This is a genomic window from Sphingomonas longa, assembly GCF_016892685.1.
Lineage (GTDB): Bacteria > Pseudomonadota > Alphaproteobacteria > Sphingomonadales > Sphingomonadaceae > Sphingomonas > Sphingomonas longa.
Map to the genome: position 1 here is coordinate 610,075 of NZ_JAFEMC010000003.1, position 24,906 is coordinate 634,980.

Genomic DNA, 24,906 nt, shown 5'->3' on the forward strand with positions numbered 1-24,906 from the left:
ATGGGCTTCTACACCGACTCGGATTTCACGCCCGATTGCTCGATCGGCTATCTCGTCCGTCGCGTTCACCAGCTCGGTGGCGTGCGGATCGAGGGGATTTTCGCGGCCGAAGGACTGACGGCGATGCAGTGGCAGGCGCTGGTCGCAATCTGGTCCGGGCGCGGCAGTACCGCCGCCGAACTCGCGCGCGATTTGGGCCACGACAAGGGCGCGATGACCCGGCTGGTCGATGCGATGGAGCATAGCGGCTGGATCACGCGCGAACGCACCGCAGAGGATCGCCGCTGCATCAACCTCGCGCTGACGACCGAGGGCGAGGCGGTGGCGATGCGCTGCAAGCGTCAAGTGCTGGCCTGCTGGAACGAATGGCTGGCGGACTGGGAGCCGCGGGAGGTGGAGACGATGATCGCCCTGTTGCAGAAGCTGCGCGATACGCTGGTGACGGTGTCGGCATGATGCGCGTGTCCCGCCTTGTGCCACTCGCCGCCGCGCTGCTGGCCGGGTGCGCCGCGCCCGCCACGCAGCAGGCGGTGACGCCGGTCGCACCCGCCGCGCTTGGCCTGACCGGCGCACCCGCGCCGTTGATCGCGGGCGACTGGTGGCATGGCTTCGGCGATCCGCAACTCGACCGGGTGGTGGCCGACGCCACCGACGGCAACCCGACGCTCGCCGCCGCGCTCGCTCGCGTCGCGCAGGCGCAGGCGGTGCTGTCGCAACGCCGGGCAGAGGACGGCCCGGACCTGACCTTCGACGGGCAGGGGCAGGTCAGCCGGCTCAGCGGCAAATACATCATTCCGCCGCCCTTCGGTGGTTCGGTCCGCTTCGTCGGCACGGCGCTGGCGAACCTCAACTGGAACCTCGACCTGTTCGGGCGGCAGCAGGCGGCGATCGCGGGCGCACGCGCATCGGGGCGGGCGGCGGCGCTGGATCTGGAGGCGGCGCGGCTCGCGCTCGCCGGGTCGGTGGTCCAGACGTATCTCGATCTCGCCCGCGCGGAGGCGCAGGCGCGGATCGCGAGCGACACGATCGCCACCCGCTCGCGATCGGCCCGGCTGATCGACGTCCGCATCCGCAACCGGCTGGCGAGCAACCTTGATGCGCAGGGGGCGGCGACGCTGCTGGCGCAGGCGCGGCAGGCTTTGGTCCGCGCGCAAGCGGCGCAGGTGCTGGCGAAGAACGCGCTCGCCGCGCTGGCCGGTCGCGGCGTCGATTACCCGCAGACGATCGCGCCGACGCGGTTGACGCTGGATGCCGCGCTGCCGCTGCCCGCGACGGTACCCGCCGACCTGCTGTCGCGCCGGGCCGACATCGCCGCGGCGCAGGCGCGGGTCGAGGCGGCGGCGGCAGGGCGTCAGGTCGCGCGCCGCGCTTTTTACCCGAACATCAACATCTCCGCCGCGGCCGGGCTGCAGGCGATCGGCCTCGGCAATTTGTTTTCCCCCGATGCGGGCAATGCCGCGGTCGGGCCGGCGATCCACCTGCCGATCTTCGACAATGGCCGGTTGCGTGCCGATCTGGCGGGCGCGACGGCGGCGGTCGACCTCGCCACCGCCGATTACAACGACCGCGTCGTCGGATCGGTGCGGCAGGCGGCGGATGCCATCGCCCGCATCGGCGCGCTGGAGCAGGACCGCGCCCGCCAGCGCGAGGTCGTGCGCGGCTTCGCGGAGACGGGTCGCCTCAACGCCATACGCGTGTCGAGCGGCCTCGAAAGCCGGCTCGGCCTGATCGACAACGACGTCCGCGAACTCGCCGCCGCGCAGGACGATGCCAACCTCGCGGTGGATGCGGCGCAGGCGCGCGTCGCGCTGGTCCTCGCGCTCGGCGGCGGCTTCTCACAGGACACGACCCGATGACCGACACGACCGCTCCCGCGCCGGAGGCTCCCGCCGCACCGGCCCCCTCGGCTCCCCCGGCCAGCGGCAACCCGCGCGCGCGGCGTCGTGGGCTGATGCTGCTCGGCCTCGTCGTCGTCACCGGCGCGATCGTCTGGGCGGTATTCCATTTCCTGCTCGCCGCGCCGGAGCAGGAGACGGACGACGCCTATGTCGCCGGCGATATCGTCGCTATCACTGCGCGCGATCCCGGCACGGTGCTGTCGATCCACGCAGACAACACGCAGATGGTAAAGGCGGGCCAGCCGCTGATCGACCTCGATGCGGCGACCGCCGATGTCGGCCTCGCCTCCGCCGAAGCCGATCTCGCGCGCGCCGTTCGCGCCACGCGGTCCGACTTCTCCAAGGTCGATTCGGCCGGTGCGGAGGTCGTGCAGGCACAGGCGCAACTGGCGCGGGCGCGCAGCGACTATGCCCGCCGCCGCGGCGCCGCCGCCGAAGGGGCGGTGTCCGGCGAGGAACTCAGCCACGCCGCCGACGAGGTCCGCGTCGCGACCGCGAACCTCGCGCTCGCCCGCACGCGTCAGCAACAGTCGCGCACCGGCGTGCAGGGGACGACGGTCGACACCAACCCCGCCGTCCTCGCCGCGATCGCCGCCTATCGCCGCGCCGCGATCGTGCGCGGGCACATGCACGTCACGGCGCCGATCGACGGCGTCGTCGCGCAGCGTACGGTGCAGATCGGCCAGCAGGTCGCGGCGGGTACGCCGCTGATGGCGGTCGTGCCGCTCGACCGCGTCTGGGTCGACGCCAATTTCCGCGAGACGCAGCTCAAGGACCTGCGCATCGGCCAGCCTGCGACGATCCATTCGGATATGTACGGCGACGACGTCGTCTATCACGGCCGCGTGATCGGCCTGGGCGCGGGCAGCGGCAACGCCTTCGCGCTGCTCCCGGCGCAGAACGCCAGCGGCAACTGGATCAAGATCACGCAGCGGGTGCCCGTCCGCATCGCCCTCGACCAGCGCGAGTTGAAGGCGAACCCGTTGCGCGTCGGCCTGTCGGTCGCGGCGACGGTGGATACGGCGAATACCTCGGGCACGCGCATCGGCCAGCCGGGCCGTGCTGCCTACAAGGGTCTGGACACCGCCGCCAACGACCCTGCGACCGAAGCGCGCATCCGCCAGATCGTCGCGGCCAACCGCTGATGGCCGGCCCTCCCGCCGCTGGTGGCGCACCGCCCCTGCAAGGGGGGAAGCTGGCGCTGGTCGCCTTCGCGCTGGCGCTCGGCACGTTCATGCAGGTGCTGGACGGGACGATCGCCAACGTGTCGCTGCCGACCATTGCGGGCAACCTCGGCGTGTCGAGCGACAATTCGACGTGGATCGTCACGGCCTTCGCGGTCGCGAACGGCGTCGCGGTGCCGCTGACGGGTTGGCTGATGGGGCGGTTCGGCGTCGTGCGGACATTCTGCACGTCGGTATTCCTGTTCACGATCGCGTCTTTCCTGTGCGGCATCGCGTGGAACCTGCCCTCGCTGATCGGTTTCCGCATCCTTCAGGGCGCGGTGTCGGGCCCGATGATCCCCGGCAGCCAGGCGCTGCTGATCGCGATCTTCCCGCCCGACAAGCGCGGTACCGCGCTCGGTATCTGGTCGATCACGACGCTGGTCGCGCCGATCATGGGGCCGATCCTGGGTGGGTATATCAGCGATAATTACCACTGGAGCTGGATCTTCCTGATCAACGTGCCCTTCGGCCTGTTCTGCGCGGCGACGTGCTGGAAAGGCCTGAAATCGCGGGAGACGCCGACGCGCAAGCTGCCAATCGATCAGGTCGGGCTGGTCGCTCTGGTGATCTGGGTCGGCGCGCTCCAGATCGTGCTCGATCTGGGCAAGAACGACGACTGGTTCGCGTCCGAACGGATCGTGATTGCCACCGTCGTCGCCGCGATCGGCTTCGTGTTCTGGCTGATCTGGGAACTGACCGACGCCAACCCGGCGGTGAACCTGTCGCTGTTCAAGAGCCGCAACTTCGCGATCGGCACCGTTGCCTTCTGTCTGGGCTATGCGGTGTTCTTCGCCAACACGCTGCTGCTGCCGTTGTGGTTGCAGACGCAGCTTGGCTACACCGCGACCTGGGCGGGCCTCGTTGCCGCGCCGTCGGGCGCGGTCGCGGTGCTGCTGACGCCGTTCGTGGCAAAGTTCAGCGGGCGCGTCGATGCTCGGATCATGGCGACGATCGCCTTCGCGGCGTTCGGCCTCTCCTATTATCTGCGCTCCGGCTATACGACGGGAGCCAGCTTCCGCGACCTGATGCTGCCGCTGCTGGTGCAGGGAATCGCGATGAGCACGTTCTTCCTCGCGATGCTGACGATCTCGCTCGATCGTATCCCGCCCGAACGCCTGCCGTCCGCGACCGGCATCTCCAACTTCGCGCGGATCACGGCGGGCAGCTTTGCCGCCTCGCTCATCACGACGGCGTGGGACCGACGCGAGGCGCTGCACCAGAGCCGGCTTTCCGATGCGGTCGGCACCAACATGCCGTACCAGATGGCCTCCGGCGCGCTGGGGAAGATGGGCCTGACCGACGTGCAGTCCGCCGCGGTCGTGACGCGGCAGATGGTCGGGCAGGCGTATCTGCTCGCGTCGACCGACCTGTTCCGGCTGTCGGCGTGGCTTTGCGTGGTGATGGTCGTCGTCGTCTGGTTCACCCGCCGCGCGTCGCCGCCGCAAGGGCCGATCGCGGCGGATTGACGGCCCCGAATCCTCCCCTCGACGAGGGGAGGATTTTGCAGACGCCGCGCGCACGACCCGCTACCCTTCGTGACGTGAACCACTGGACTACCACCGTCGTGCATCAGGGCGAGGAGCGGTCGCCCGTCCTGATCCTCGACGGTTTCGCGCCCGATCCGGCCATCTTCGTCGACGACGCCGCCGCGCGCGAGTTCGCGCCGATCGGCCCCTATTATCCCGGCATCCGCGCCACGGTCCCGGCCCCGTTGATCGCCGATTTGCTCGCCGCGCTGGAGCCGCTCGCGAGCGAGACCTTCGGCACGGGCGCGCTGTCGGTGGTGGAGGCGTATTATTCTATCGTCACCACGCCCCCGTCCGCGCTCGCGCCGATCCAGCGGCTGCCGCATATCGACGGCGTCGGCGAGGACCGGCTGGCGCTGCTCCACTATTTGTCGCCCGACGAGCGTGGCGGCACCGCCTTCTTCCGGCAGCGATCGACCGGCTACGAAAGCGTCGACCGGTCGCGCTACCCGTCCTATGCGTCCGCCCTGCAACTCGACGTGCGCGAGCACGGGTTGCCCGACGCGGCCTATATCGACGGCGACACGCCGCTGTTCGCCTGCATCGCGCGCCATCAGGGCTGCTTCAACCGCGCAATTCTCTATCGCAGCAACACGCTGCACTGCGCCGACCTGCCTGCGGATCTGTCGCTCTCGCCCGATCCGCGCGTCGGGCGGCTGACCGTCAACACCTTCCTGAGCGCCGCATGAGCGCGCCCTTCACCGTCACGATCGCGGGCGGTGGCACCGCAGGGTGGATGACCGCCGCCGCGCTCGCGCGGTTCGCCGGCCCGGCCACGCGCATCAGGCTGGTCGAGTCCGAGGCGATCGGCACGGTCGGCGTCGGGGAGGCAACGATCCCGCAGATCCGCCTGTTCAACCACGGTCTCGGCATCGACGAGGATGCGTTCGTCGCCGCGACCGGCGGCACGTTCAAGCTCGGCATCGAGTTCGTCGACTGGTGGAAGACCGGCCATCGCTACATGCACGCGTTCGGCACCGTCGGCCGCGATATCGGCGTCGTGCCGTTCCATCACTACTGGACACGCGCCAACGCGGCGGGCGTGGCAGGGCCGCTCGGCGACTACGCCCTGAACGAGGTCGCGGCGCGCGCCGGCCGCATGCATCGCGGGCCGTCGATCACTGCGCCCAATCTGCCACCCGTTCCCTACGCCTACCATTTCGACGCCACGCTCTACGCGCGGTTCCTGCGCGACTATGCGGAGGCGCGCGGAGTCGAGCGGATCGAGGGCCGAATCCTCTCCGTCGAGCGGGCGCCCACCGGCGATATCGCCGCGCTCCGGCTGGAGGGGGATCGCCGCATCGACGGCGACCTGTTCGTCGATTGCACCGGCTTTCGCGCGCTGCTGATCGGCGAGACGCTGGGCGTCGGTTACGAGACGTGGAGCCACTGGTTGCCCTGCGACCGCGCGCTGGCCGTGCCGAGCGAACCGACGCCTGAGCCGGCCCCCTACACCCGCTCGACCGCGCACAAGGCGGGATGGCAATGGCGCATCCCGCTGCGTCACCGCACCGGCAACGGCCATGTCTATTGCAGCGCGCATACCAGCGACGACGAGGCCGCTGCGACCTTGCTTGCCGGGCTCGATACTCCTGCACTCGGCGATCCGCGTCCGCTGTCGTTCACGACCGGCCGCCGCATCCGGGCGCGGGAGGCGAACGTCGTCGCGATTGGGCTGTCGAGCGGTTTCCTCGAACCCCTCGAATCGACCAGCATCCATCTGATTCAGTCGGCCATCGCGCGCCTGCTGAAGCTGTTTCCCGGCCGCACCGTCACGGATGCGGAGCGCGCCGAATACAACCGCCAGACTGATTTCGAGATCGAGCGGATCCGCGACATGGTCATCCTCCACTATCACGCGACGGAGCGGTCGGAGCCGTTCTGGCAGGCGTGTCGGGCCATGACGTTGCCCGATACTCTGCAAGCGAGGATCGAACTCTACCGCGCGCGGGGCCACATCGTCCGCGAGCATGACGAGCTGTTCACCGAACCCGGCTGGCTCCAGGTGCTGGCCGGGCAGGGGATTGCCCCCGCGGCGTGGCATCCGCTGGCGGACACGCTGCCGGACGCCGACCTTGCGGGCTTCATGCGGATGCTGGCGGACCAGAACGTCCGGGAAGCGACTGCGATGAAGCCGCATGCGGCGTTTTTGCGCGCGGCGCCGGTGCTTCAATAGCAACGCCGTCATTGCGAGCGTAGCGAAGCAATGACGGAACTCTAGGGCCGATCTTTCAGCCCTTAGGGATTCGGCAGCCACTCCGTCGCGACTTCGCGGTAGCGGTCGACGAAGCCGGTCGCGGCGGTCATCCCGGCCTCGTCCAGTATCGTCACGCGCCGGCCGTCGCGGCGGATCATCGACTTCGCCTCCAGCGCGCGGAAGGTACGGTTGACGTGGACCTTGGTCAGGCCGAGCGCGTCGCCCAGATCGGTCTGCGTCAGCGGCAGCTCGATCGTGTCGACCACGCCGCCCGCCGTCACCCGCAGCCGCGCGAGCACGTCGAGGAGCAGGATGGTCAGCCGTTGCAGCGCGTTCATCCGCCCGATCGTCGTCAACCGGTCCGCCATCGCCACCTTTTCCGCACAGGCGACGGCATAGAGCAGTGCGCCAAGCCGGGGATGCGCGGCGAACAAGCGACCCAGGTTCGCCTTGGGCACCGTCGCGACGATACAGTCGCTGACCGCGGTCAGGGACGCCGCGGCGACCGACCATGCGATCGAGGACGTGCCGATCAGGTCGCCCGAATAATGGAAGCGCAGGATCTGCCGCCCGCCGGTGGTCAGCCGCTTCGACGAATGGAGCCAGCCCTGTTGCACCACGAAGAGTCCGTCGACGGGGCCGCCCTGTTCCTGCAACAACTGCCCGGCGCTCAGTCGCCGCTCGCTTTCGATCAGCGCCGCCAGCGCGTCGCGCTCATGGCCGGTGAGGTCGACATAACGCGCCAGACGCATCGTCAGCGCATTGCGGGGGGTTCCTGGCGGATGCAGCAGCATGATGTCGAATCATCGCACTATCGCGGGGGGGCCGCAACGGCTTTGCGCATCAGGCGCTTGGGGCGGCACCTCAGCAGCAGCGCCCGCCGCCCTTGCCCCCGTACCGCGCCTGCTGCCGATCGCGAAAGAACGCGATCTCGTCCATCGGCTCGTGGTCGGGATGCCGTTCGGCCATGTGCCGGCGATACGCGTCGTAGGACGGCATGCCCACCATCGCCCGCGCGGTTTCCCTGAGCAGCGCGATCAGCGTCATGCCGCGACCGTCTTCTCACCGAGCGCCGGTATTTCGCTGACCGTCGGCCGGTCCACACGGCGCGCGGCGAGACAGGCGCGGATGCCGAACACGAGGATCGTCGCCACCACCGCCAGGAACAGCGCGCACAGTCCGGCGTCGATGCGGTCGTTCAGCACCACGCGGTGCATGTCCGCCAGCGACTTGGCGGGGGCGAGCACCCGACCCTTCGCAGCGGCGGCAGAGAACTTGGCGGCATGCGCCAGGAACCCGATCGCCGGATCTGCGTGGAAGACCTTCTGCAACCCGGCCGTGCCGGTACACAGCACCAGCCACGCCGCCGGGGCCGCGGTGACCCAGGCGTAGCGGTCGCGCTTCATCCGGAACAGCACCACCGTCGCCAGCACCAGCGCGACCGCGGCGAGCATCTGGTTGGCGATCCCGAACAGCGGCCACAGCGTGTTCACGCCGCCCAGCGGATCGGTGACGCCCTGATAGAGGAAGAACCCCCAGGCGCCGACGCACAGGAAGGTCGCGACCAGCCCCGGCGCCCAGCCCACTCCCTCGCGGAAGCGCGGCACCGCCAGTCCCAGCAGGTCCTGCAACATGAAGCGCCCTGCGCGGGTGCCGGCATCGACCGCGGTCAGGATGAACAGCGCCTCGAACAAAATCGCGAAATGGTACCAGAACGCCTTCATCGCCGATCCGCCGAGCACGTGGCTGAAGATCTCCGCCATCGCCACCGCCAGCGTCGGCGCGCCGCCGGTGCGGCTGATGACCGTCGCCTCGCCGACGTCGCGGGCCGCCTGCGCCAGCGCGGCGGGCGTGATCGGAAAGCCCATCGCTGTCACGGCGGCGGCGGCGCTTTCCGGGCTGGTGCCGACCACCGCGGCGGGGCTGTTCATCGCGAAATACAGGCCGGGGTCGAGGATCGACGCGCCGACCAGCGCCATGATCGCGACGAAGCTCTCCGCCAGCATCGCGCCGTACCCGATGAACGGTGCGTCGCCCTCGCTCGCGATCAGTTTCGGCGTGGTGCCGCTCGCGATCAGGGCGTGGAAGCCGCTGACCGCGCCGCAGGCGATCGTGATGAACAGGAACGGGAACAGCGTGCCCGCCCAGACCGGCCCGCCGCCGTTCGTGAATTGCGTCAGCGCCGGCATCCGCAGCGGCGGCGCCATGATCGCGATGCCCAGCGCCAGCGCGACGATCGCGCCGATCTTCAGGAAGGTCGACAGGTAATCGCGCGGCGCGAGCAGCAGCCACACTGGCAGCAGCGCCGCGACCGCACCATAGGCGATCAGGCCGAAGCACAACTGCACTGGCGTCAGCGTGAACCACGGCGCGAGCGACGATTGCGCGACCTGCCCGCCCAGTACGATCGCGGCGAGCAGCCCGACGATGCCCAGCACCGACACCTCGCCGATGCGTCCCGGCCGCAGCCAGCGGGTGTAGCATCCCATCAGCAGCGCGAGCGGGATCGTCGCCGCCACCGTGAACAGCCCCCACGGGCTTTCCGCCAGCGCGCGCACCACGATCAGCGCCAGCACGGCGAGGATGATGACCATGATCGCGAACGCGCCGACGAGCGCGACCGTCCCCGCGACCTGCCCCATCTCAGCGCGGACCAGTTCGCCCAGCGAGCGCCCGTCGCGGCGCATCGACACGAACAGGATGCAGAAATCCTGCACCGCCCCCGCCAGCACGACGCCGACGAGGATCCACAACACGCCCGGCAGATAGCCCATCTGCGCCGCCAGCACCGGCCCGACCAGCGGCCCCGCGCCGGCGATGGCCGCGAAATGGTGGCCGAAGAGCACGCGCCGGTCGGTGGCGACATAATCCAGCCCGTCGGCGCGGCGAACCGCCGGCGTTGGGCGCGAGGGATCGATACCCAGCACGCGGGTGGCGATGAACTTGGCGTAGAAACGATATGCGATCAGGTAGGTGCAGAGCGCCGCGGTGACGATCCACAGCGCGTTGACGCTCTCGCCGCGTACGGTGGCGACGACGCCCAGCGCGGTCGCGCCCAGCAGCGCGAGCGCACTCCAGCCGATCCTGTCCTTGGTCGTCACGCCGCCTCTCCCGCTTTACCCGAACGTATCGGCCGCGGTCGCCACGGGAGCAACAGTCTTTTACCGGTCGCCGACCTTCCACGACACCGCCCAGATCGCCAGTCCGCCCAGCGCCAGCGCGCAACCGACCAGCCCGGTCGACGTCCAGCCATAGCCCGCCGCCAGCACCAGCCCCGCGAGGAACGGCCCCAGCGCGTTCGCCGTATTGAACGCCGAATGGTTGAGCGCGGCGGCCAGCGTCTGCGCGTCGCCCGCGACATCCATCAGCCGGGTCTGGAGCACGGTGCCGAGCGCCCCGCCGACGCCGATCGCGAACACGTCCAGCGTCAGCCAGGTCAGGTCGTGCGCGGCGAGCGGGAACAGCGCCAGCATCGCCGCCGACCACACCAGCAGCACGCCCGCCGTCGGCATCAGCGCACGGTCGGCGAAGCGCGGTATGAACAGGTTTCCTGCGGTCATGCCGCTGCCGAACGCCACCAGCACCAGCGCGAGCGCGGCGGGTCCTCCGCCGGTCACCGCCGAGAGGGTGGAGGCAAGGTAGGTGTAAACCGCGAACATGCCGCCGAACCCGACCGCGCCGGTCGCCAGCGTCAGCCACACCTGACGCTTCTTCAGCGCGCCCAGTTCGCGCATCGCGTTCGCGCCCGGCTGCACGGTGTCGCGCGGGGCCATGATCGCCACCGATACCGCCGTCGCCGCCGCCAGCACCGCCACCACGCCGAAGCCCCAGCGCCAGCCGATCCACTGGCCCAGCGCATTGGCCAGCGGCACCCCCGCGACGGTCGCGACGGTCAGCCCCAGCATCACGCGGCCCACGGCGCGGGTGCGCCGCTCGGCCGGCACCAGCGATGCGGCGACCAGCGAGGCGATCCCGAAATACGCACCGTGCGGCAGGCCGCTGAGGAAGCGGAACACCAGCATCGAGCCGTAGCTCGGCGCGAGCGCGGACAGCCCGTTGGCGACCGCGAACACCGCCATCAGCGCGATCAGCATCGTCCGCTTCGGCCACTTCGCTCCCAACACGGCCAGCGTCGGCGCGCCGACCACGACGCCCAGCGCATAGGCGCTGATGACATGGCCCGCCGTCGGTTCGTCGATGTGGAGGTCGCGCGCCATCAGCGGCAACAGGCTCATCGTCGCGAATTCGGTCGTGCCGATCGCGAACCCGCCCAGCGCGAGCGCGAGGTGGACGAGGCCGACGGCAGGCGTCCGGCGGACGGGAGCGGAGAGCACGGTAGCGGTCATCCTGCCGGAGGTGAGGGCATGCGGCGGCGATGGCAAACGCTTGTTACGGCACGATGATTGCGCCGCGTGCATCTGAAGTCCTCCCCGTGCCGGGGAGGACTTCACAGCCTCAATCGTAGTTCTTCAGTTCGTCGCCGACGATGCGCGTCACGTGGATGACGTTGGTCGACCCCGGCGTGCGGAACGGCACGCCGGCCATCACCACCACCTGCTCGCCCGCCTTGGCGATGCCGTGGCGCAGCGCCATGCGCTTCGACTTGGCGACCATCTCCTCGAACGATTCGACGTCGCGGGTGTGGACCGCGTGGGTGCCCCAGAGCAGCCCCAGCCGTCGCGCCGTTTCCAGCTGCGGCGTCAGCACCAAGATCGGCACCGCCGGCCGCTCGCGCGCGATGCGGCGCGCGGTCGATCCGGACGAGGTGAAGCAGATGATCGCCGCCGCCGATACGGTGCGCGCGATGTTCTTCGCCGCCTCCGCCAGCGCGTCGGCGGTCGTCGGATCGGGCTTCATGACCGTGAAGTGGACTCGGTCGCCGTGGCCCGGATCGCGCTCCACCGCGTTGCCGATCGCGTTCATCATCGTCACCGATTCGATCGGCCACGCACCTGCCGCGCTCTCGGCGGACAGCATGATCGCGTCCGCACCGTCGTAGATCGCGGTCGCCACGTCGGACACCTCGGCGCGGGTCGGCGAGGGTGACTGGATCATCGATTCCAGCATCTGCGTCGCGACGACGACCGGCCGGCCCATTCGGCGCGACACCTCGACGATGCGCTTCTGGAGCGGCGGCACCTGCTCGGGCGGCAGCTCGACGCCCAGATCACCGCGCGCGACCATCACGCCGTCGCACTGCTCGACGATCTCCTCCAGCCGCTCGATCGCCGCCGGCTTCTCGATCTTGGCGAGCAACGCCGCCTTGCCGCCGATCAGGCGGCGGGCCTCCATCAAATCCTCGGGGCGCTGCACGAACGACAGGGCGATCCAGTCGACGCCCTGTTCGACCGCGAACGCCAGGTCGCTGCGGTCCTTCTCGGTCAGCGCCGCCATCGGCACGACCACGTCGGGGACGTTCAGCCCCTTGTTGTTGGACAGCATGCCGCCGACCTCGATCGTGGTGACGATCTTGGTCTCGTCGTGATCGGTGACGCGCAGCACCAGCTTGCCGTCGTCCAGCAACAGGCGTGCGCCGGGTTCGATCGCGGCGAAGATTTCACGGTGCGGCAGCTCGACGCGGGTCGCGTCGCCCGGCTCCGGCGAACGGTCGAGCGTGAAGACGTTACCCGTCACCAGTTCGACGCGACCCTCGGCGAAGCGGCCGACGCGCAGCTTCGGTCCCTGAAGATCGGCGAGGATGGTCGTCGGGCGGCCGAACTGCCGTTCGAGTCCGCGGATCGCCTGGATCACCGCGACCTTCGACTGCTGGTCGCCGTGGCTCATGTTCACGCGGAACGCGTCGGCGCCCGCCTGGAACAGGGTGGCGATCATTTCCGGCGTATTGCTGGCGGGGCCGAGCGTCGCGAGCACGCGGACCTTGCGCGTCCGGGGCGCGAACTCCGTGGGGGCGTTGGCCTGGGTCATGGATCAGCTTTCATGAGATACGGCTGGGGGGATGCGGGCCCACCTCCTAAAGCCTATTATACCTCGATCAACCACGGAGCATACGAATGGACCCGCTTGACAGCGTCGATGATGCCACCGCCGCAAGGGTTTATCGCCGGCTGGTGCGGCATCTGCGTCATCGCACGGACGCGCAGAACGTCGATCTGATGGGATTGGCTGGCTTTTGCCGCAATTGCCTGGCCGACTGGACGCAGGAGGCGGGCAAGCTCGACAAGGACACGGCGCGGGAGGCGATCTACGGCATGCCGTATGCCGACTGGAAGGCGCGGCATCAGGGCGACGCCACGCCCGAACAGCTCGCCCGCATGAAGGAGAGCGTCGCCCGCAACGCTCCCGCGGAGAATGCGCTGGACGAAGCGCTGGACGAGAGTTTCCCGGCCAGCGATCCGCCCGCGATGACCGAACCCGGCCGGGGTTGAGCCGGCAAACGTAAACGCCTAGACGCGCCCCCCTGCCGGGGATCCGGCATCCTTTCATCGAATCAGCAAAAGGCCGCGCGTGGGCGCGGGCGGGGTGGGACATGGCCGAAGATCGTAACGAAGGCATGGGCGGCGGGCACGTCGCGGCGGACGAGCTGCGGCTCCTGATCGAGCGTGCCGAGCGCCTCGAAGAGGAAAAGAAGGGCATCGCCGACGACATCAAGGACGTGATGGCGGAGGCCAAGGGCCGCGGCTACGACCCGAAGGCGATCCGAAAGATCCTGTCGATCCGCAAGAAGAAGAAAGAAGAATATCAGGAGGAGGAGGCGATCCTCGAAGTGTACATGCAGGCGTTGGGGATGATCTGAACGGGATCGTCGGTAACCGCATCCTTCCCGCTCCAAGGGAGGGATGAAGAGCCGATGTCTAGGCGGCGCGCATCCCGATCAACGGCATCGCGCCGTGACCGGTCGCACCGAACAGCTCCCCGGTCACGGTCTCGCCCGCCAGCACCCGCGCGGCAATCGCCGGCCAGTCGCGGCCGAACCAGCGATCGCCATCCTCCGGGCGCAGGATCGCGTCCGGGTGGGGGGCGGGTCGGGCGGCCCCGTCCTTCGGTGCCAGAAAACGGGCGTCTGGCACCGCGTAGAACCGCCGGATGCAGGGCAGCGTCGGTTCGTCGGCGTTCGCGGCGATGACGATGCCCAGCTGGCTATCCGACATCTGCACCAGCGTGCCGATCGGATAAATGCCGATGCTGCCGACGAACGCCGACAGCACGTTGGGGTCGAAATGCCCCTCCCACGTCATCATCCGCGACAGCGCGTCGGACGGTGACCAGGCCGGCTTGTAGCTGCGATTGCTGGTGACCGCGTCGTAGACGTCGCACACCGCGCCCATTCGCGCATGCACGCTCAACTGCTCCGCCGTCAGTCCGAACGGATAGCCGGTGCCGTCGACCCGTTCGTGATGGTGCAGGCACACGTCGCGCGCGATCGGCATCAACTCGTCGCTGTCGCCGAGCAGCCGGATGCCTTCTTCGGGATGAGTCCGGATCACGCGGGTCTGCTGGTCGTCGAGTCGCCCCGGCTTGTCGAGCAAACCGTCCGGCATCGCCATCTTGCCGATGTCGTGGAGCAGCCCGGCCATGCCGATGTCGCGGATCTCACGTTCGTCGAGCCGCAGGTGTCGGCCGAGATTGATCATCAACGCGCACACCGCCACCGAATGCAGGTACGTGTACTCGTCCTTGTTCTTCAGACGGCAGACCGAAATGATCGCGCCGGGATCGCGCGCGACGGAGGCGGCGATCTCGTCCACCAGCGGCGCGATATCAGCGGGTTTTATCGCGCGACCCAGCCGCGCTTCGCCGAACATGCGACGGACGGCGAACTTGGAGCGCTGGACCGTCTCGGCGGCGCGCGTCGCTGCATCCTCGCGCCGACGCGTGGGGCGGACGCGAACCGGCGCCGGCTCGGGCGCGGCAGGTTCAGCGACGGCTGGAAGAGGGTCGACAGCAATCGCCGTTTGCGGCGAAGCAGCGTCGCTAAGCGACGCAGCCGATTCGGGTGCAATCCCACGGTCGGTATCGATCTCGATCCGCTGGAAATCGCTGGCGATGATCTTGTCCAGATCGCTTTGCCGCCGCAGCAGGAAGCTGCTGCGCCAGAACGGATGTTCCCACCACGATGTGTCGATCGCACTGATGTACATGCCGAGCCGCAACTGACTGGCCGTGATCGTCACCCGCATGAAAACGTCCTCCGCCATCACCGATAGGCGGGAGGAGTAAACAATGTAGAACCAACTTGGTTTTCTGGGTGAATAAACTAGATCAAGCTGCGTCGGCTGACTCTGTCGTCCAACCGAGGCGCGGGATCGTGATCGAACGCTTGCCGGACAGGTCCACGCGCGTCACGAACAGCTCTCGGCTTTCGATATAACCGATCAGGCGACGCACGCGCCCCAGCGAGCTGGTGCCGTAGGTTGTCGCCAGCTCCGCGTCGGAGGGGCAGGGGCGTCCCTCCTTGGCGGCGCGCGCCACGAGCAGGAAGGCGCCCATCATGTCGTCGGGCAACGTCCCCGCCAGCGCCAGCGCGTCCTGCCACTCCTCCGCCGCCACGTCGAAGATACCCGCCCGCGCGCAACTCAGCCGCCGCGTAAAGCCCGGCAGGTCCAGCGGCGGACGCGACAGTCCCGCCATCCGGCATCGCACCTGAAAATCCTGAAACAGCGTCGACGGCGACCGGAACGCCGCATCCGCATCGGCGACGATCGCGCGCAGCGCTTCCGCGTAGATCGCCTCGACCTCCGCCTCGTCCTTGTCGGGCACGGGAGCCAGCGGCGCAGGGGTAGGGCGGCCGATATCCGCCACCAGTTCCTCCGCCGGCACCAGCCGTGGCCGCGCTTCGAACGCCATCGGCAGCATCGGCGCGTCCACCACGGGTTCGGCCAGCATGTCGACCAGATCGAACGGCTTCGCGTCCGGCAACGGCGTCAGCTTCGGGCTGCCCGAGCGGGCGGAGGTCTCGACCGCGCCGATCCTGACGGTGATCGGCCGCCGCGACACCGCCGGCCCCAACGCCATGAAAGTGCCGCGCGGCAAGTCGCGGATCGCCTCCGCCTGACGCCGCTCCATCCCCAGCAAGTCGGCGGCGCGCGCCATGTCGATGTCGAGGAAGGTGCGGCCCATCAGGAAGTTCGAGGCCTCCGCGGCCACGTTCTTCGCCAGTTTTGCGAGTCGCTGCGTCGCGATCACGCCCGCCAGACCGCGTTTGCGCCCCCGGCACATCAGGTTGGTCATCGCCGACAAGGAGGCGCGCCGGACGTCCTCCGCGACCTCGCCGCCGGTCGTCGGGGCGAACAATTGCGCCTCGTCGACGATCACCAGCGCCGGATACCAGTGTTCGCGCGGGGCATCGAACAGCGCCGACAGGAACGCCGCCGCGCAGCGCATCTGCCCCTCCGCCTCCAGCCCCTCGAGGCTCAGCACCACCGACGCGCGATGTTCGCGGATGCGCGATGCGAACCGGGCCACCTCCGCCACCGAATAGTCCGCCGCCTCGATCACGACATGCCCGTAGGGGCCGGCGAGGGTGACGAAATCGCCCTCCGGGTCGATCACCACCTGTTGCACCTGCCCGGCCGACCGTTCCAGCAGGCGGCGCAGCAGGTACGACTTTCCCGATCCGGAATTGCCCTGCACCAGCAACCGGGTGGCGAGCAGTTCCTCAAGGTCCATCGCCACCGCCGAGCCGCGCTCGTCGGTGCCCATATCCACGCTTACCGTCATCGCGGTGCCGTTTGCCGGAAGGGGACGATTGGCGAAAGCCCTTTGTCGGGTCTAAGGACGCTGCCATCTTCCAAGAGGCGGACCGATGGCAGGCCATTCCAAGTTCAAGAATATCATGCACCGCAAGGGCGCGCAGGACAAAAAGCGGTCCGGCATGTTCTCCAAGCTCAGTCGCGAGATCACCGTGGCGGCCAAGATGGGCCTGCCCGATCCGGACATGAACCCGCGCCTGCGCGCAGCGGTGAACGCCGCCAAGGCGCAGTCGATGCCCAAGGACAATATCCAGCGGTCGATCGACAAGGCGTCGCGCGGCGACATGGAGGCGTATGAGGAGATCCGCTACGAGGGCTTCGGCCCCGGCGGCGTGTCGCTCATCATCGAGGCGCTGACCGACAACCGCAACCGCACCGCGACCAACGTCCGTACGGCGGTGGCGAAGAACGGCGGCAATCTCGGCGCATCCGGCTCCGTCAGCCACGCCTTCGATCGCGTCGGCCTCATCAACTATCCGGCGTCGGCGGGCGATGCCGAAAAGGTCTTCGAGGCGGCACTGGAAGCCGGGGCGGAGGATGTGACCTCCACCGAAGACGGTCACGAGATCTGGACCGCGCAGGGCGACCTGCACGAAGTCGCCAAGGCGCTGGAGCCCGTGCTCGGCGAGTTCGAGGGCGCGAAGCTGGCATGGCGCCCGCAGACGATGGTCTCGATCGAGGAGGGCGATGCCGCGACGCTGTTCAAGCTGATCGACACGCTGGACGACGACGACGACGTCCAGACCGTCTGGGGCAATTACGAAGTCTCCGACGAGGTCATGGAGAAGCTGGGTTGAGCCAACACTTCAAGCCCCTCCCCTTCAGGGGAGGGGTTGGGGTGGGGCTTCTCCGCAGGCGACGGACTCGGTGAGACCCACCCCACCCCCAACCCCTCCCCTGAAGGGGAGGGGCTTCAAGAGAGAGGCGGCGTCGGCAGTGGTCAGCGGCTACGCCCGCGATCATCGACGCAATCCGACGGAACCCGAACTACGCTTGTGGCGGCATCTGTCCGGATCGAAGCGGGGCGGCTTCAAGTTTCGCCGCCAGTATGTCTCCGGCTCTCGTATCCTCGATTTCTTCTGCCCTGCCATCGCCTTGGCGGTGGAAGTGGACGGTCATACGCATGACGCGGACACCGATTTCGTTGCGGACGGCATCCTGAAAACAGCGGGCATCACGACGATTCGCGTCTCCAACTACGACGTGATGACCAACATGGAGGGCACGCTCCTGTCGATCCTGTCGGTTGCGCAAACCTGTCCCGCACGGTGGAAGCAGTCCCAATGATCATCCTCGGCCTCGATCCCGGCCTCGGCACCACCGGTTGGGGCGTCATCCGCGCGGACGGCAACCGGCTCAGCCACGTCGCCAACGGCCAGATCCGCACCGATCCATCGATGGCGCTGCCCCGTCGCCTGTCGCTGCTGTATTCGGCGCTGGTCGACGTCATCCGCACCGAACGGCCGGACGGGGCGGCGGTGGAGGAGGTGCTGGGCAACACCAATGCGCAGTCGACGCTGAAGCTGGGGCAGGCGCGCGGGGTCGTGCTGCTCGCCGCCGCCGCCGCCGGGCTGCATATCGGGGAATATCACCCCTCGACCGTCAAAAAAGCGGTCGTCGGCACCGGCGGCGCCGAGAAGAAGCAGATCCAGGCGATGATGGCGGTGCTGCTGCCCGGCGCGAAGCTGGCCGGGCCCGACGCCGCCGATGCGCTGGCCGTCGCGATCACCCACGCCCACCACCTCGCCAGCGCGGAGGGTATGGCGCGCCGCTCGCGCATCACCGCCTGATGACTTGCAACCCGGCAGCGGATGTCGGAAACGCCGCGGCAACAGGGAGGGAATTGATGCGGGGACAAGTGCTTGGCGTAGATGCGCGGACCGGGGCGGGGCAAGTCGCGGGCGACGACGGCCGCCGCTACACCTTCGGGCCCGACGATTGGGCGGACCGCGGCGAGCCGGCGATCGGCGCCTATGTCGATTTCGAGACCGCCGACACCCGCGCGCTGAGCATCTTTCCGCTGCCGACCGCGGCGCAGGCCGTCGCCGTTCCGGCCGCCACACCGCCGCGCCCGCGCACCGACCGCAACAAGTTCGTCGCTGCGATCATCGCCTTCCTGTTCGGCACGCTGGGCATCCACCGCTTCTATCTCGGCCGCACCGGCTCCGGCATCGCGATGCTGGTGCTGACCTGCACATTGGTCGGCCTGATCGTCACCGGCCCTTGGGCGCTGATCGACACGATCCGCTACCTCATCATGTCCGAAGACGAGTTCGCGGAGCGCTATCGCCGCTAGCTGGTGGGGCCGATGCTCGCGCCCCCGCCGACCCCCTCTTTCGACCGCGGGCGCGGCATCGGCCCGATCAGGCGTTCATACTCGGCCTCCGGTGCGCCGTACGCATCGCCCGCGAACTCCTCCAGCCCGGCGCGGTCGCGCACCACGACCTGACCGCGCAGCGAGCGGATCAGGCCGCTGCCCTCCAGCGTCTGCAACGCCAGCGTCACGCTGGATCGGCGCGTGCCGAGCATCAGCGCCATGAAATCGTGCGTCAGCGCGATCTGATCGGTCGGCACCCGGTCGTGACACATCAATATCCACCGCGCGAGCCGCTCGTTGATCGTGTGCAGCGCGTTGCTGAGCGCGGTATGCGCGACCTGCACCGAAGACGTCTGCGCGTAGCGGAGCATCAGGCCCATCAGCGTCGGGCTGTCCCACGCGGCCTTCGCAAACGCATCGGCGGGCATGCGCAACGCGCCGCCCTCGACCTGGATCAGCGAATCGTGCGGCGACCGTCCCTCCGCCAGCAGCACCGGGAGGCCGGACATGCCCTCCGCCCCGAAAAGACCCGCCTCCACCCGGTTGCCGTCGGGAGAGATCGCCAGCAGCGACGCGACCGCCGTTTCCGGAAAATAGACGGTGTCCATCACCCCGCCGTGACCGCCCATCAGGAACCGGACCGGCAGGTGTATCCGCTCCAGCGAGGGCGCGAGCCGCGCGAAGTCCTCCGCCGACAGCGCGGATAGCAGCCGGTTTTCGACCGTGGATTGCGCAGGCGAGGACTGCATAAGCATGGACATGATGGCATCCCGTCGTGCGGGCGGGGGAGCCTGACCCCCCGGTCGCCTGCATCCCGACACCGTGGGCAGGCGATGCCGCCGACTAGCACCGGCTACACGACCCCGCCTTGCCCTGGATAATGTTCGCTTTCCGACCAAGCGTTTTTACCGGCGGCCGCAATGGTAAACGGGCCCTGCGAGCCGTGGTCGGCACGGCGTGCGTCTTTCTCCCACGCCCCAAGAAGAGGTATTCCGATGCAGGCAGGCGAACCTGTCCTCATGCCCATCGTCCGCAAGCTCGAACGATCCGGCCTACTCGACGAACACGACCGCGCCGAATTTCTCGCGCTGGCGCAGGAGGCGACCATGCTCGACGCCGACACAGTGATCGCGCGCGATGGCGAACCGGTCGAGCGTTGCTGCGCGTTGCTCTCCGGCTTCGCGTATCGGTCGAAGATCACCGGCGAGGACAAGCGCCAGATCGTGTCGCTGCACCTGCGCGGCGACCTGCTCGACCTGCACGGATTGATGACGGGTACCGCCGATCACGACATCCGCACGCTGACGCCGTGCCGCGTCGCCTTCATCCCGCGCACCGCCCTGCTCGCCCTGGTTGAACGGCGGCCGGCGATCGCCCGTGCGTTCTGGCTCGACACGCTGGTGGATGCCTCCGTGTTCCGGGAGTGGATTCTGAACGTCGGCCGGCGCGGTGCCCGCACCCGAATCGCGCACCTGCTGTGCGAAACGGCGGTGCGCGTCGCCGGCCTCGATGCGCAAACGGCGGCTGCGTTGCCGCTGACCCAAGGCCAATTGGCTGACGCGACCGGCCTGACGCCCGTCCACGTCAACCGGGTGCTCCAGTCGCTGGCGCAGGATCGCCTGATCGAGCGGGAGAACGGCGCGATCACCGTCCTCGACCTGCCCCGGCTCGCGTCGCTGGGCGAGTTCGATCCGGCCTACCTGCATCCGGAACTGATCCCGCTCGCGACGGGATGATGCTCCGGGATGACGCGGGACGCGGTTTGTTCTACGTCCCGCGGCCATGATCGCGCATCTCAAGGGACGGCTGGAGTCCACCGGCATCGACCATGCCGTCATCGACGTCGGCGGCATCGGCTATCTGGTCGGCGCATCGTCGCGCACGCTGGCGGCGGTCGGTCCGGTCGGCGAGGCGGCGACCCTGTTCACGGAAATGCTGGTGTCGGAGGATTCGATCCGCCTCGTCGGCTTCGCGAGCGCAACCGAACGGGATTGGTTTCGTCTGCTGACCGGCGTGCAGGGCGTCGGTTCCCGCGTCGCGCTGGCGATCCTGTCGACTTTGGAACCGGTCGACCTCGCCCGCGCCGTCGGGGCGCAGGACAAGGCGATGGTGGCGCGGGCCAACGGCGTCGGGCCGAAGCTGGCGGAACGCATCGTTCGCGAACTGAAGGATCGCGTCGGCGTCATCCCGGCGGGTAGCGGGACCGGGGGAGCGATGGTCGCGCCTGCGGGGGCGGCAGCGGATGCGGTATCGGCGTTGCTCAACCTCGGCTTCCGCCCCGCCGATGCCAGCGCAGCCGTTACGGCGGCGGATGAGGAATTGGGCGGCGCCGCCAGCCTCGACGCGCTGGTTCGGCTGGCGCTGCGAAAAGCCGCAAAATGAAACTAGACCCAAAATCCGTGTGTAAAATGCATTTTGGGTCCGTAATGGATCAGTAAGCCTTTCCGCCGCAGGGTCGGGGCATGGACACCACCCGCGCACTTCGTCTGCTGAACGAACATCGGCAGGGCCTTTTCGACCAGTTGAAGGCGGCGGAGGTGGTCGTCACCGGCGCCAGCAAGGATGGCGGTCCGGATCTGGCGCGAGCCCATTGGGATCTGGCGCGCCGGCTTCGCGCGTATCGCCTGTTCAAGCACGCCGACATCTTCTGCCCGGCCATCGCGCAGGGTGATCCGGGCGAGCGTCGCTCCGCTGTCGACATGATGGTCAGTTGCGACACCGCCGCCGCCAATTTCGATGCCTATGTGTTGCGCTGGAGCGGGATCGGCGGGGTCGTAGGCGCCGATGAACCGGATCGCCGCGCGGCGATGCTGACGCTGATCGCCGGCGTCCGCGCGCACCTCGATGCGGAGGGACTCGCGATCGAGCAGTTGCTGAATGCGTGGCTGGGCGTGTCTGCCGAAACCGCTTCGTACGCGCGCGGCTGAGGCGACGGTCCGACCTACCCTTTCGACCCGATCACCCCCACGCCGACCGCCACCGCCACCCCGGCCAGGACCGTCGCCACAATCATCAGCACCCCGTCCCGGACCAGCAGCGCCAGCCCGAACGCGGCGATCGCTGCCATGGGCGCGGTGCTCGCGAATGGCAGCAGTTCCAGCGGTGGCACCGTCATCGCGAGCAACAGGCAGCACAGGCCCGCCACCCGCACGAAGGGCCCACGGGTCAGCACCGGCAGCCGCCCGTGGAACCAGCGATCCGCGAAACGCGCCACGCCGCGGAGCTTGCGCGTCGCCTTGTCAACCGTCGCCGCCTTGGCGCTCCGCCGCGCTAGGAACTTCGGCAGCCACAGATGCTCGCGGCCGATGACGATCTGCACCGCGAACAACGCGATGATCGCCGCCAGCATGGTTGGCAGGCCGGGAATGCTGCCGATCGGCGATACCTCAATCAATGCCGGCACCAACAGGAACGGGCCGTAGGATCGGTTGCCGAACGCCGCTACCGCATCGCCGAGCGATACCCGGTCCTGCTCGTCTGCCAGCGTACCCAACGAGTCGAGGATGTCGCCGATGCTGTGGGGATCGTCCGCCATGCGCTTCCAACCGCATGGCGCGGAACGGGTTCCGCTGTCCTACATCGCTGCCCGATGCGATATAACAGACGTGTATTCGTCACCGCCCCATTCGCCTGATGCCCGCCGTTCGGATGGCAGCGTGCGCGAAGTAGAGGCCGGCGCACCGACGCCTCCACTTCCTCCACTTCGCCCCCTCGACTTGATGCGTGCAGGTCCGCTACGGAACGAATCGTGACCGACGACCGCCTCCTGACCGCCAGCCGCCGCCCCGAGGACGTCGACGCCGCGCTGCGCCCCAAAAGCCTCGACGAATTCGTCGGGCAGCAGGCGGCGCGCGAGAACCTGCGCATCTTCATTCAGGCCGCGCGCGGTCGCGGCGATGCGCTCGATCACGTGCTGTTCTTCGGCCCTCCGGGTCTCGGCAAAACCACGCTGGCGCAGATCATCGCGCGCGAAATGGGCGTCGGCTTCCGCGCCACCTCCGGCCCGGTCATCGCCAAACAGGGCGATCTCGCCGCGCTGCTGACCAATCTGGAGGATGGCGACGTCCTGTTCATCGACGAGATCCACCGACTACAACCGGCGGTCGAGGAGGTGCTGTATCCGGCGATGGAGGACCGCGCGCTCGACCTGATGATCGGGGAGGGGCCATCGGCACGCTCCGTCCGCATCGACCTGCCGCGCTTCACGCTGGTCGGCGCGACGACGCGGCAGGGATTGCTGACGACCCCGCTGCGCGACCGCTTCGGCATTCCCGTGCGCCTGCAATTCTACACGGTGGAGGAACTGACGCGCGTCGTATCGCGCGCCGCCGGCCTGCTCGATCTCGGCATCGCGCCAGACGGCGCGGCGGAGGTCGCGCGCCGTGCGCGTGGTACGCCGCGCATCGCCGGCCGCCTGCTGCGTCGCGTCCGCGATTTCGCCAACGTTGCGGGGGTGGAAACGGTGGATGCCCGCGTCGCCGACGCCGCGCTCAACCGGCTGGAGGTCGACAAGCTCGGCCTCGATGCGATGGACCGGCGCTATCTGCACATGATCGCCGATATCTATCGGGGTGGCCCGGTCGGGGTGGAGACGCTCGCCGCCGGCCTGTCCGAACCACGCGATACGATCGAAGAGGTGATCGAGCCCTATCTGATCCAGCTTGGGCTCATCGCCCGCACCGCCCGGGGCCGCTTCCTGAACGCCGGGGGCTGGAAGCATCTCGGGCTCAACCCGCCGGCGGGATCGCAGGACGGATTGTTCGACTGACGGAGTAGAAGGGGGGTCACATGGGGGGAATGGTCGTCGACGCGGCGGATCGGGGCACCGTGCTATCGCCTGCGCCACCCGCGATATCGTTGCCGGCGCTGTTCCTGCGCTTCCTGCGGTTCGGCTGCCTCGCCTTCGGTGGCCCGGTCGCGCAGATCGCGATGATCCGGCAGGCGCTGGTCGAGGACGATCCGTGGATCTCCGGCGCGCGCTTCAACCGCCTGCTCGCGATTCTCCAGATCCTGCCGGGGCCGGAGGCGCACGAACTCTGCGTCCATCTGGGCATGGTCGCGCGGGGCCGCTGGGGCGGACTGCTCGCCGGGCTCGGCTTCATGCTGCCCGGCTTCGTGCTGATGCTGGGCGCGGCGTGGCTCTACGATGCGTGGCTGCTTGGTCGGACGGGGGCGTCGGGGCTGCTGCTGGGCGTGCAGATCGTCGTGGTCGCGATCATCGTCCGCGCGGTGCAGCGGATCGGCACGCATGTGCTGGAGGATCGCCTGCTGTGGCTGATCGCCGGACTTGCGACGGTCGCGACTTTGCTCGGCGTGCCCTTCTGGATCCCGCTGATCGCCGGCGGTCTCGCCTATGCGGTCGCGGCGCGGCGCTGGGCCGCGGCGGCGGTGGCGGTGCTGGCCGTCCTCCTCGCGCTGGCGCTGCATAACGGCACGGTGGCGCCGGTCGGCGCGGTGCCCGCGTTGCCGGCCGTGCAGGCGGGCATCGCCGCGCTGTTCGTCGCCGGGCTGAAGGGCGGGCTGCTCACCTTCGGTGGGGCCTATACCGCCATCCCCTATGTGCGCGCCGACACCGTCGGGCGCGGCTGGCTGGCGGACGGCACGTTTCTCGACGGCGTCGCGTTGGCGGGCGTGCTGCCGGCGCCGTTGGTGATCTTCGGCACCTTCGTCGGCTATGTCGCCGGTGGTCTCGGCGGTGCGCTGGCGCTGACCGCGGGCATGTTCCTGCCGGCATTCGCGTTTTCGATGATCCTGTTCGAACGGCTGGAGGCGGTGGTGGAGAACCCGGCCACCCACCGCCTGCTTGCGGGCGTTGCGGCGGCGGTGGTCGGGGTGATCGCCGCCACGTCGGTGCAGCTCGGCTGGGCCACCGCCGCCCGCGCTCCGGCGCTCTGGCCGGTCGGGACGATCTTCGCGCTGGCGCTGGCGGCGGCGTGGTTCGGCAAGGGGCGCTGGCTGATCCCCGCGCTGATCGCTTTCGGTGCGGCGGCGGGGTGGCTGCTGTTTCCGTGATCGCGCCGCTACCCGGCCCC

Annotated in this window: 26 protein-coding genes; 17 read left to right on the forward strand and 9 right to left on the reverse strand. The window is 68.9% G+C overall.

What is annotated here, in order from left to right; genetic code table 11:
* The 6 genes from ILT43_RS12905 to ILT43_RS12930 all read left to right on the forward strand — a co-directional run bounded on the left by ILT43_RS12905 (position 1) and on the right by ILT43_RS12930 (position 6,826).
* Positions 1-456, forward strand: coding sequence for a MarR family winged helix-turn-helix transcriptional regulator (locus ILT43_RS12905; protein WP_204199371.1), 456 nt, complete (start codon positions 1-3; stop codon positions 454-456).
* Positions 453-1,856 carry an efflux transporter outer membrane subunit gene (locus tag ILT43_RS12910; RefSeq protein WP_204199372.1) on the forward strand — a complete coding sequence of 468 codons (1,404 nt, stop codon included), beginning with the start codon at positions 453-455 and terminating at the stop codon, positions 1,854-1,856. Before ILT43_RS12905 ends, ILT43_RS12910 begins: the two co-directional genes overlap by 4 nt.
* A complete protein-coding gene (locus tag ILT43_RS12915; RefSeq protein ID WP_204199373.1) occupies positions 1,853-3,043 on the forward strand; it encodes an efflux RND transporter periplasmic adaptor subunit in 1,191 nt (396 codons plus the stop codon). The genes ILT43_RS12910 and ILT43_RS12915 overlap by 4 nt, the downstream gene beginning before the upstream one ends.
* The gene (locus tag ILT43_RS12920) at positions 3,043-4,590 is read left to right on the forward strand and encodes a DHA2 family efflux MFS transporter permease subunit (RefSeq protein WP_204199374.1); all 1,548 of its coding nucleotides are present in this window, start codon (positions 3,043-3,045) and stop codon (positions 4,588-4,590) included. The genes ILT43_RS12915 and ILT43_RS12920 overlap by 1 nt, the downstream gene beginning before the upstream one ends.
* Positions 4,591-4,664: 74 nt before the next feature.
* Entirely contained in the window at positions 4,665-5,339 is a 675-nt protein-coding gene (locus ILT43_RS12925) for a DUF6445 family protein (protein ID WP_204199375.1), read from the forward strand.
* On the forward strand, positions 5,336-6,826 hold the full coding sequence (locus tag ILT43_RS12930; protein WP_204199376.1) for a tryptophan halogenase family protein: 1,491 nt from the start codon (positions 5,336-5,338) through the stop codon (positions 6,824-6,826). Before ILT43_RS12925 ends, ILT43_RS12930 begins: the two co-directional genes overlap by 4 nt.
* 62 nt (positions 6,827-6,888) lie before the next feature.
* Here the strand turns inward: ILT43_RS12930 and ILT43_RS12935 are convergent, their stop codons facing one another.
* From ILT43_RS12935 to pyk, 5 genes are all read right to left on the reverse strand, one after another.
* Complete coding sequence (locus ILT43_RS12935; RefSeq protein ID WP_204199377.1) at positions 6,889-7,641, reverse strand: Crp/Fnr family transcriptional regulator; 753 nt, start codon at positions 7,639-7,641, stop codon at positions 6,889-6,891.
* A gap of 70 nt (positions 7,642-7,711) precedes the next feature.
* Entirely contained in the window at positions 7,712-7,894 is a 183-nt protein-coding gene (locus ILT43_RS12940; protein ID WP_204199378.1) for a YbdD/YjiX family protein, read from the reverse strand.
* Entirely contained in the window at positions 7,891-9,948 is a 2,058-nt protein-coding gene (locus ILT43_RS12945; RefSeq protein ID WP_204199379.1) for a carbon starvation CstA family protein, read from the reverse strand. Before ILT43_RS12945 ends, ILT43_RS12940 begins: the two co-directional genes overlap by 4 nt.
* Positions 9,949-10,008: 60 nt before the next feature.
* Positions 10,009-11,193, reverse strand: a complete 1,185-nt coding sequence (locus ILT43_RS12950) for an MFS transporter (protein ID WP_204199380.1) — start codon at positions 11,191-11,193, stop codon at positions 10,009-10,011.
* Between the two features lie 109 nt (positions 11,194-11,302).
* Positions 11,303-12,772, reverse strand: a complete 1,470-nt coding sequence (gene pyk / locus ILT43_RS12955; protein WP_204199381.1) for a pyruvate kinase — start codon at positions 12,770-12,772, stop codon at positions 11,303-11,305.
* Between the two features lie 86 nt (positions 12,773-12,858).
* On the opposite strand from pyk, the gene ILT43_RS12960 reads away from it, so the two are divergent.
* A complete protein-coding gene (locus tag ILT43_RS12960) occupies positions 12,859-13,233 on the forward strand; it encodes a DUF1244 domain-containing protein (protein ID WP_204199382.1) in 375 nt (124 codons plus the stop codon).
* A gap of 101 nt (positions 13,234-13,334) precedes the next feature.
* Positions 13,335-13,601 carry a DUF2312 domain-containing protein gene (locus ILT43_RS12965; RefSeq protein WP_204199383.1) on the forward strand — a complete coding sequence of 89 codons (267 nt, stop codon included), beginning with the start codon at positions 13,335-13,337 and terminating at the stop codon, positions 13,599-13,601.
* Positions 13,602-13,659: 58 nt separating this feature from the next.
* Here the strand turns inward: ILT43_RS12965 and ILT43_RS12970 are convergent, their stop codons facing one another.
* Together ILT43_RS12970 and ILT43_RS12975 are read right to left on the reverse strand one after the other, a co-directional pair.
* A complete protein-coding gene (locus ILT43_RS12970) occupies positions 13,660-14,985 on the reverse strand; it encodes an HD-GYP domain-containing protein (RefSeq protein ID WP_204199384.1) in 1,326 nt (441 codons plus the stop codon).
* Between the two features lie 82 nt (positions 14,986-15,067).
* Positions 15,068-16,525: a helicase HerA domain-containing protein gene (locus ILT43_RS12975; protein ID WP_204199385.1), complete on the reverse strand. Its 1,458-nt coding sequence runs from the start codon at positions 16,523-16,525 to the stop codon at positions 15,068-15,070.
* 85 nt (positions 16,526-16,610) lie between these two features.
* Between ILT43_RS12975 and ILT43_RS12980 the strand changes: the two genes are divergently transcribed.
* From ILT43_RS12980 to ILT43_RS12995, 4 genes are all read left to right on the forward strand, one after another.
* The gene (locus ILT43_RS12980; RefSeq protein ID WP_204199386.1) at positions 16,611-17,354 is read left to right on the forward strand and encodes a YebC/PmpR family DNA-binding transcriptional regulator; all 744 of its coding nucleotides are present in this window, start codon (positions 16,611-16,613) and stop codon (positions 17,352-17,354) included.
* Positions 17,355-17,424: 70 nt separating this feature from the next.
* Positions 17,425-17,844: a DUF559 domain-containing protein gene (locus tag ILT43_RS12985; RefSeq protein ID WP_204199387.1), complete on the forward strand. Its 420-nt coding sequence runs from the start codon at positions 17,425-17,427 to the stop codon at positions 17,842-17,844.
* Positions 17,841-18,347, forward strand: a complete 507-nt coding sequence (ruvC, locus tag ILT43_RS12990) for a crossover junction endodeoxyribonuclease RuvC (RefSeq protein ID WP_055840780.1) — start codon at positions 17,841-17,843, stop codon at positions 18,345-18,347. Before ILT43_RS12985 ends, ruvC begins: the two co-directional genes overlap by 4 nt.
* Positions 18,348-18,403: 56 nt before the next feature.
* Positions 18,404-18,853 (forward strand): TM2 domain-containing protein, encoded by a 450-nt coding sequence (locus tag ILT43_RS12995; RefSeq protein WP_204199388.1) that lies wholly within the window; start codon positions 18,404-18,406, stop codon positions 18,851-18,853.
* Here ILT43_RS12995 and ILT43_RS13000 read toward each other — a convergent pair.
* On the reverse strand, positions 18,850-19,635 hold the full coding sequence (locus ILT43_RS13000; RefSeq protein WP_204199389.1) for a Crp/Fnr family transcriptional regulator: 786 nt from the start codon (positions 19,633-19,635) through the stop codon (positions 18,850-18,852). The genes ILT43_RS12995 and ILT43_RS13000 overlap by 4 nt on opposite strands.
* A gap of 258 nt (positions 19,636-19,893) precedes the next feature.
* On the opposite strand from ILT43_RS13000, the gene ILT43_RS13005 reads away from it, so the two are divergent.
* The 3 genes from ILT43_RS13005 to ILT43_RS13015 all read left to right on the forward strand — a co-directional run bounded on the left by ILT43_RS13005 (position 19,894) and on the right by ILT43_RS13015 (position 21,801).
* Positions 19,894-20,610 carry a Crp/Fnr family transcriptional regulator gene (locus ILT43_RS13005; RefSeq protein WP_204199390.1) on the forward strand — a complete coding sequence of 239 codons (717 nt, stop codon included), beginning with the start codon at positions 19,894-19,896 and terminating at the stop codon, positions 20,608-20,610.
* Between the two features lie 46 nt (positions 20,611-20,656).
* Positions 20,657-21,256 (forward strand): Holliday junction branch migration protein RuvA, encoded by a 600-nt coding sequence (ruvA, locus tag ILT43_RS13010; protein WP_204199391.1) that lies wholly within the window; start codon positions 20,657-20,659, stop codon positions 21,254-21,256.
* An 80-nt stretch (positions 21,257-21,336) separates the two neighbouring features.
* A complete protein-coding gene (locus ILT43_RS13015) occupies positions 21,337-21,801 on the forward strand; it encodes a hypothetical protein (RefSeq protein ID WP_204199392.1) in 465 nt (154 codons plus the stop codon).
* 14 nt (positions 21,802-21,815) lie between these two features.
* Here the strand turns inward: ILT43_RS13015 and ILT43_RS13020 are convergent, their stop codons facing one another.
* Entirely contained in the window at positions 21,816-22,409 is a 594-nt protein-coding gene (locus tag ILT43_RS13020) for an exopolysaccharide biosynthesis protein (protein ID WP_204199393.1), read from the reverse strand.
* 213 nt (positions 22,410-22,622) lie between these two features.
* Here ILT43_RS13020 and ruvB point away from each other — a divergent pair, with 213 nt between their 5' ends.
* Complete coding sequence (gene ruvB / locus ILT43_RS13025) at positions 22,623-23,642, forward strand: Holliday junction branch migration DNA helicase RuvB (RefSeq protein ID WP_204199394.1); 1,020 nt, start codon at positions 22,623-22,625, stop codon at positions 23,640-23,642.
* 20 nt (positions 23,643-23,662) lie between these two features.
* Positions 23,663-24,886 (forward strand): chromate efflux transporter, encoded by a 1,224-nt coding sequence (gene chrA / locus ILT43_RS13030; RefSeq protein ID WP_204199395.1) that lies wholly within the window; start codon positions 23,663-23,665, stop codon positions 24,884-24,886.
* Positions 24,887-24,906 lie beyond the last annotated feature (20 nt).

What these genes read in the sequence shown, in the direction of transcription:
- ILT43_RS12905 (WP_204199371.1), top strand. Translation starts at nt 1, where the DNA reads ATGGGCTTCTACACCGACTCGGATTTCACGCCCGATTGCTCGATCGGC.
- ILT43_RS12910 (WP_204199372.1), top strand. Translation starts at nt 453, where the DNA reads ATGATGCGCGTGTCCCGCCTTGTGCCACTCGCCGCCGCGCTGCTGGCC.
- ILT43_RS12915 (WP_204199373.1), top strand. Translation starts at nt 1,853, where the DNA reads ATGACCGACACGACCGCTCCCGCGCCGGAGGCTCCCGCCGCACCGGCC.
- ILT43_RS12920 (WP_204199374.1), top strand. Translation starts at nt 3,043, where the DNA reads ATGGCCGGCCCTCCCGCCGCTGGTGGCGCACCGCCCCTGCAAGGGGGG.
- ILT43_RS12930 (WP_204199376.1), top strand. Translation starts at nt 5,336, where the DNA reads ATGAGCGCGCCCTTCACCGTCACGATCGCGGGCGGTGGCACCGCAGGG.
- ILT43_RS12935 (WP_204199377.1), bottom strand. Translation starts at nt 7,641, where the DNA reads ATGCTGCTGCATCCGCCAGGAACCCCCCGCAATGCGCTGACGATGCGT.
- ILT43_RS12940 (WP_204199378.1), bottom strand. Translation starts at nt 7,894, where the DNA reads ATGACGCTGATCGCGCTGCTCAGGGAAACCGCGCGGGCGATGGTGGGC.
- ILT43_RS12950 (WP_204199380.1), bottom strand. Translation starts at nt 11,193, where the DNA reads ATGACCGCTACCGTGCTCTCCGCTCCCGTCCGCCGGACGCCTGCCGTC.
- pyk (WP_204199381.1), bottom strand. Translation starts at nt 12,772, where the DNA reads ATGACCCAGGCCAACGCCCCCACGGAGTTCGCGCCCCGGACGCGCAAG.
- ILT43_RS12960 (WP_204199382.1), top strand. Translation starts at nt 12,859, where the DNA reads ATGGACCCGCTTGACAGCGTCGATGATGCCACCGCCGCAAGGGTTTAT.
- ILT43_RS12965 (WP_204199383.1), top strand. Translation starts at nt 13,335, where the DNA reads ATGGCCGAAGATCGTAACGAAGGCATGGGCGGCGGGCACGTCGCGGCG.
- ILT43_RS12970 (WP_204199384.1), bottom strand. Translation starts at nt 14,985, where the DNA reads ATGCGGGTGACGATCACGGCCAGTCAGTTGCGGCTCGGCATGTACATC.
- ILT43_RS12975 (WP_204199385.1), bottom strand. Translation starts at nt 16,525, where the DNA reads ATGACGGTAAGCGTGGATATGGGCACCGACGAGCGCGGCTCGGCGGTG.
- ILT43_RS12980 (WP_204199386.1), top strand. Translation starts at nt 16,611, where the DNA reads ATGGCAGGCCATTCCAAGTTCAAGAATATCATGCACCGCAAGGGCGCG.
- ruvC (WP_055840780.1), top strand. Translation starts at nt 17,841, where the DNA reads ATGATCATCCTCGGCCTCGATCCCGGCCTCGGCACCACCGGTTGGGGC.
- ILT43_RS12995 (WP_204199388.1), top strand. Translation starts at nt 18,404, where the DNA reads ATGCGGGGACAAGTGCTTGGCGTAGATGCGCGGACCGGGGCGGGGCAA.
- ILT43_RS13000 (WP_204199389.1), bottom strand. Translation starts at nt 19,635, where the DNA reads ATGTCCATGCTTATGCAGTCCTCGCCTGCGCAATCCACGGTCGAAAAC.
- ILT43_RS13005 (WP_204199390.1), top strand. Translation starts at nt 19,894, where the DNA reads ATGCCCATCGTCCGCAAGCTCGAACGATCCGGCCTACTCGACGAACAC.
- ruvA (WP_204199391.1), top strand. Translation starts at nt 20,657, where the DNA reads ATGATCGCGCATCTCAAGGGACGGCTGGAGTCCACCGGCATCGACCAT.
- ILT43_RS13015 (WP_204199392.1), top strand. Translation starts at nt 21,337, where the DNA reads ATGGACACCACCCGCGCACTTCGTCTGCTGAACGAACATCGGCAGGGC.
- ILT43_RS13020 (WP_204199393.1), bottom strand. Translation starts at nt 22,409, where the DNA reads ATGGCGGACGATCCCCACAGCATCGGCGACATCCTCGACTCGTTGGGT.
- chrA (WP_204199395.1), top strand. Translation starts at nt 23,663, where the DNA reads ATGGGGGGAATGGTCGTCGACGCGGCGGATCGGGGCACCGTGCTATCG.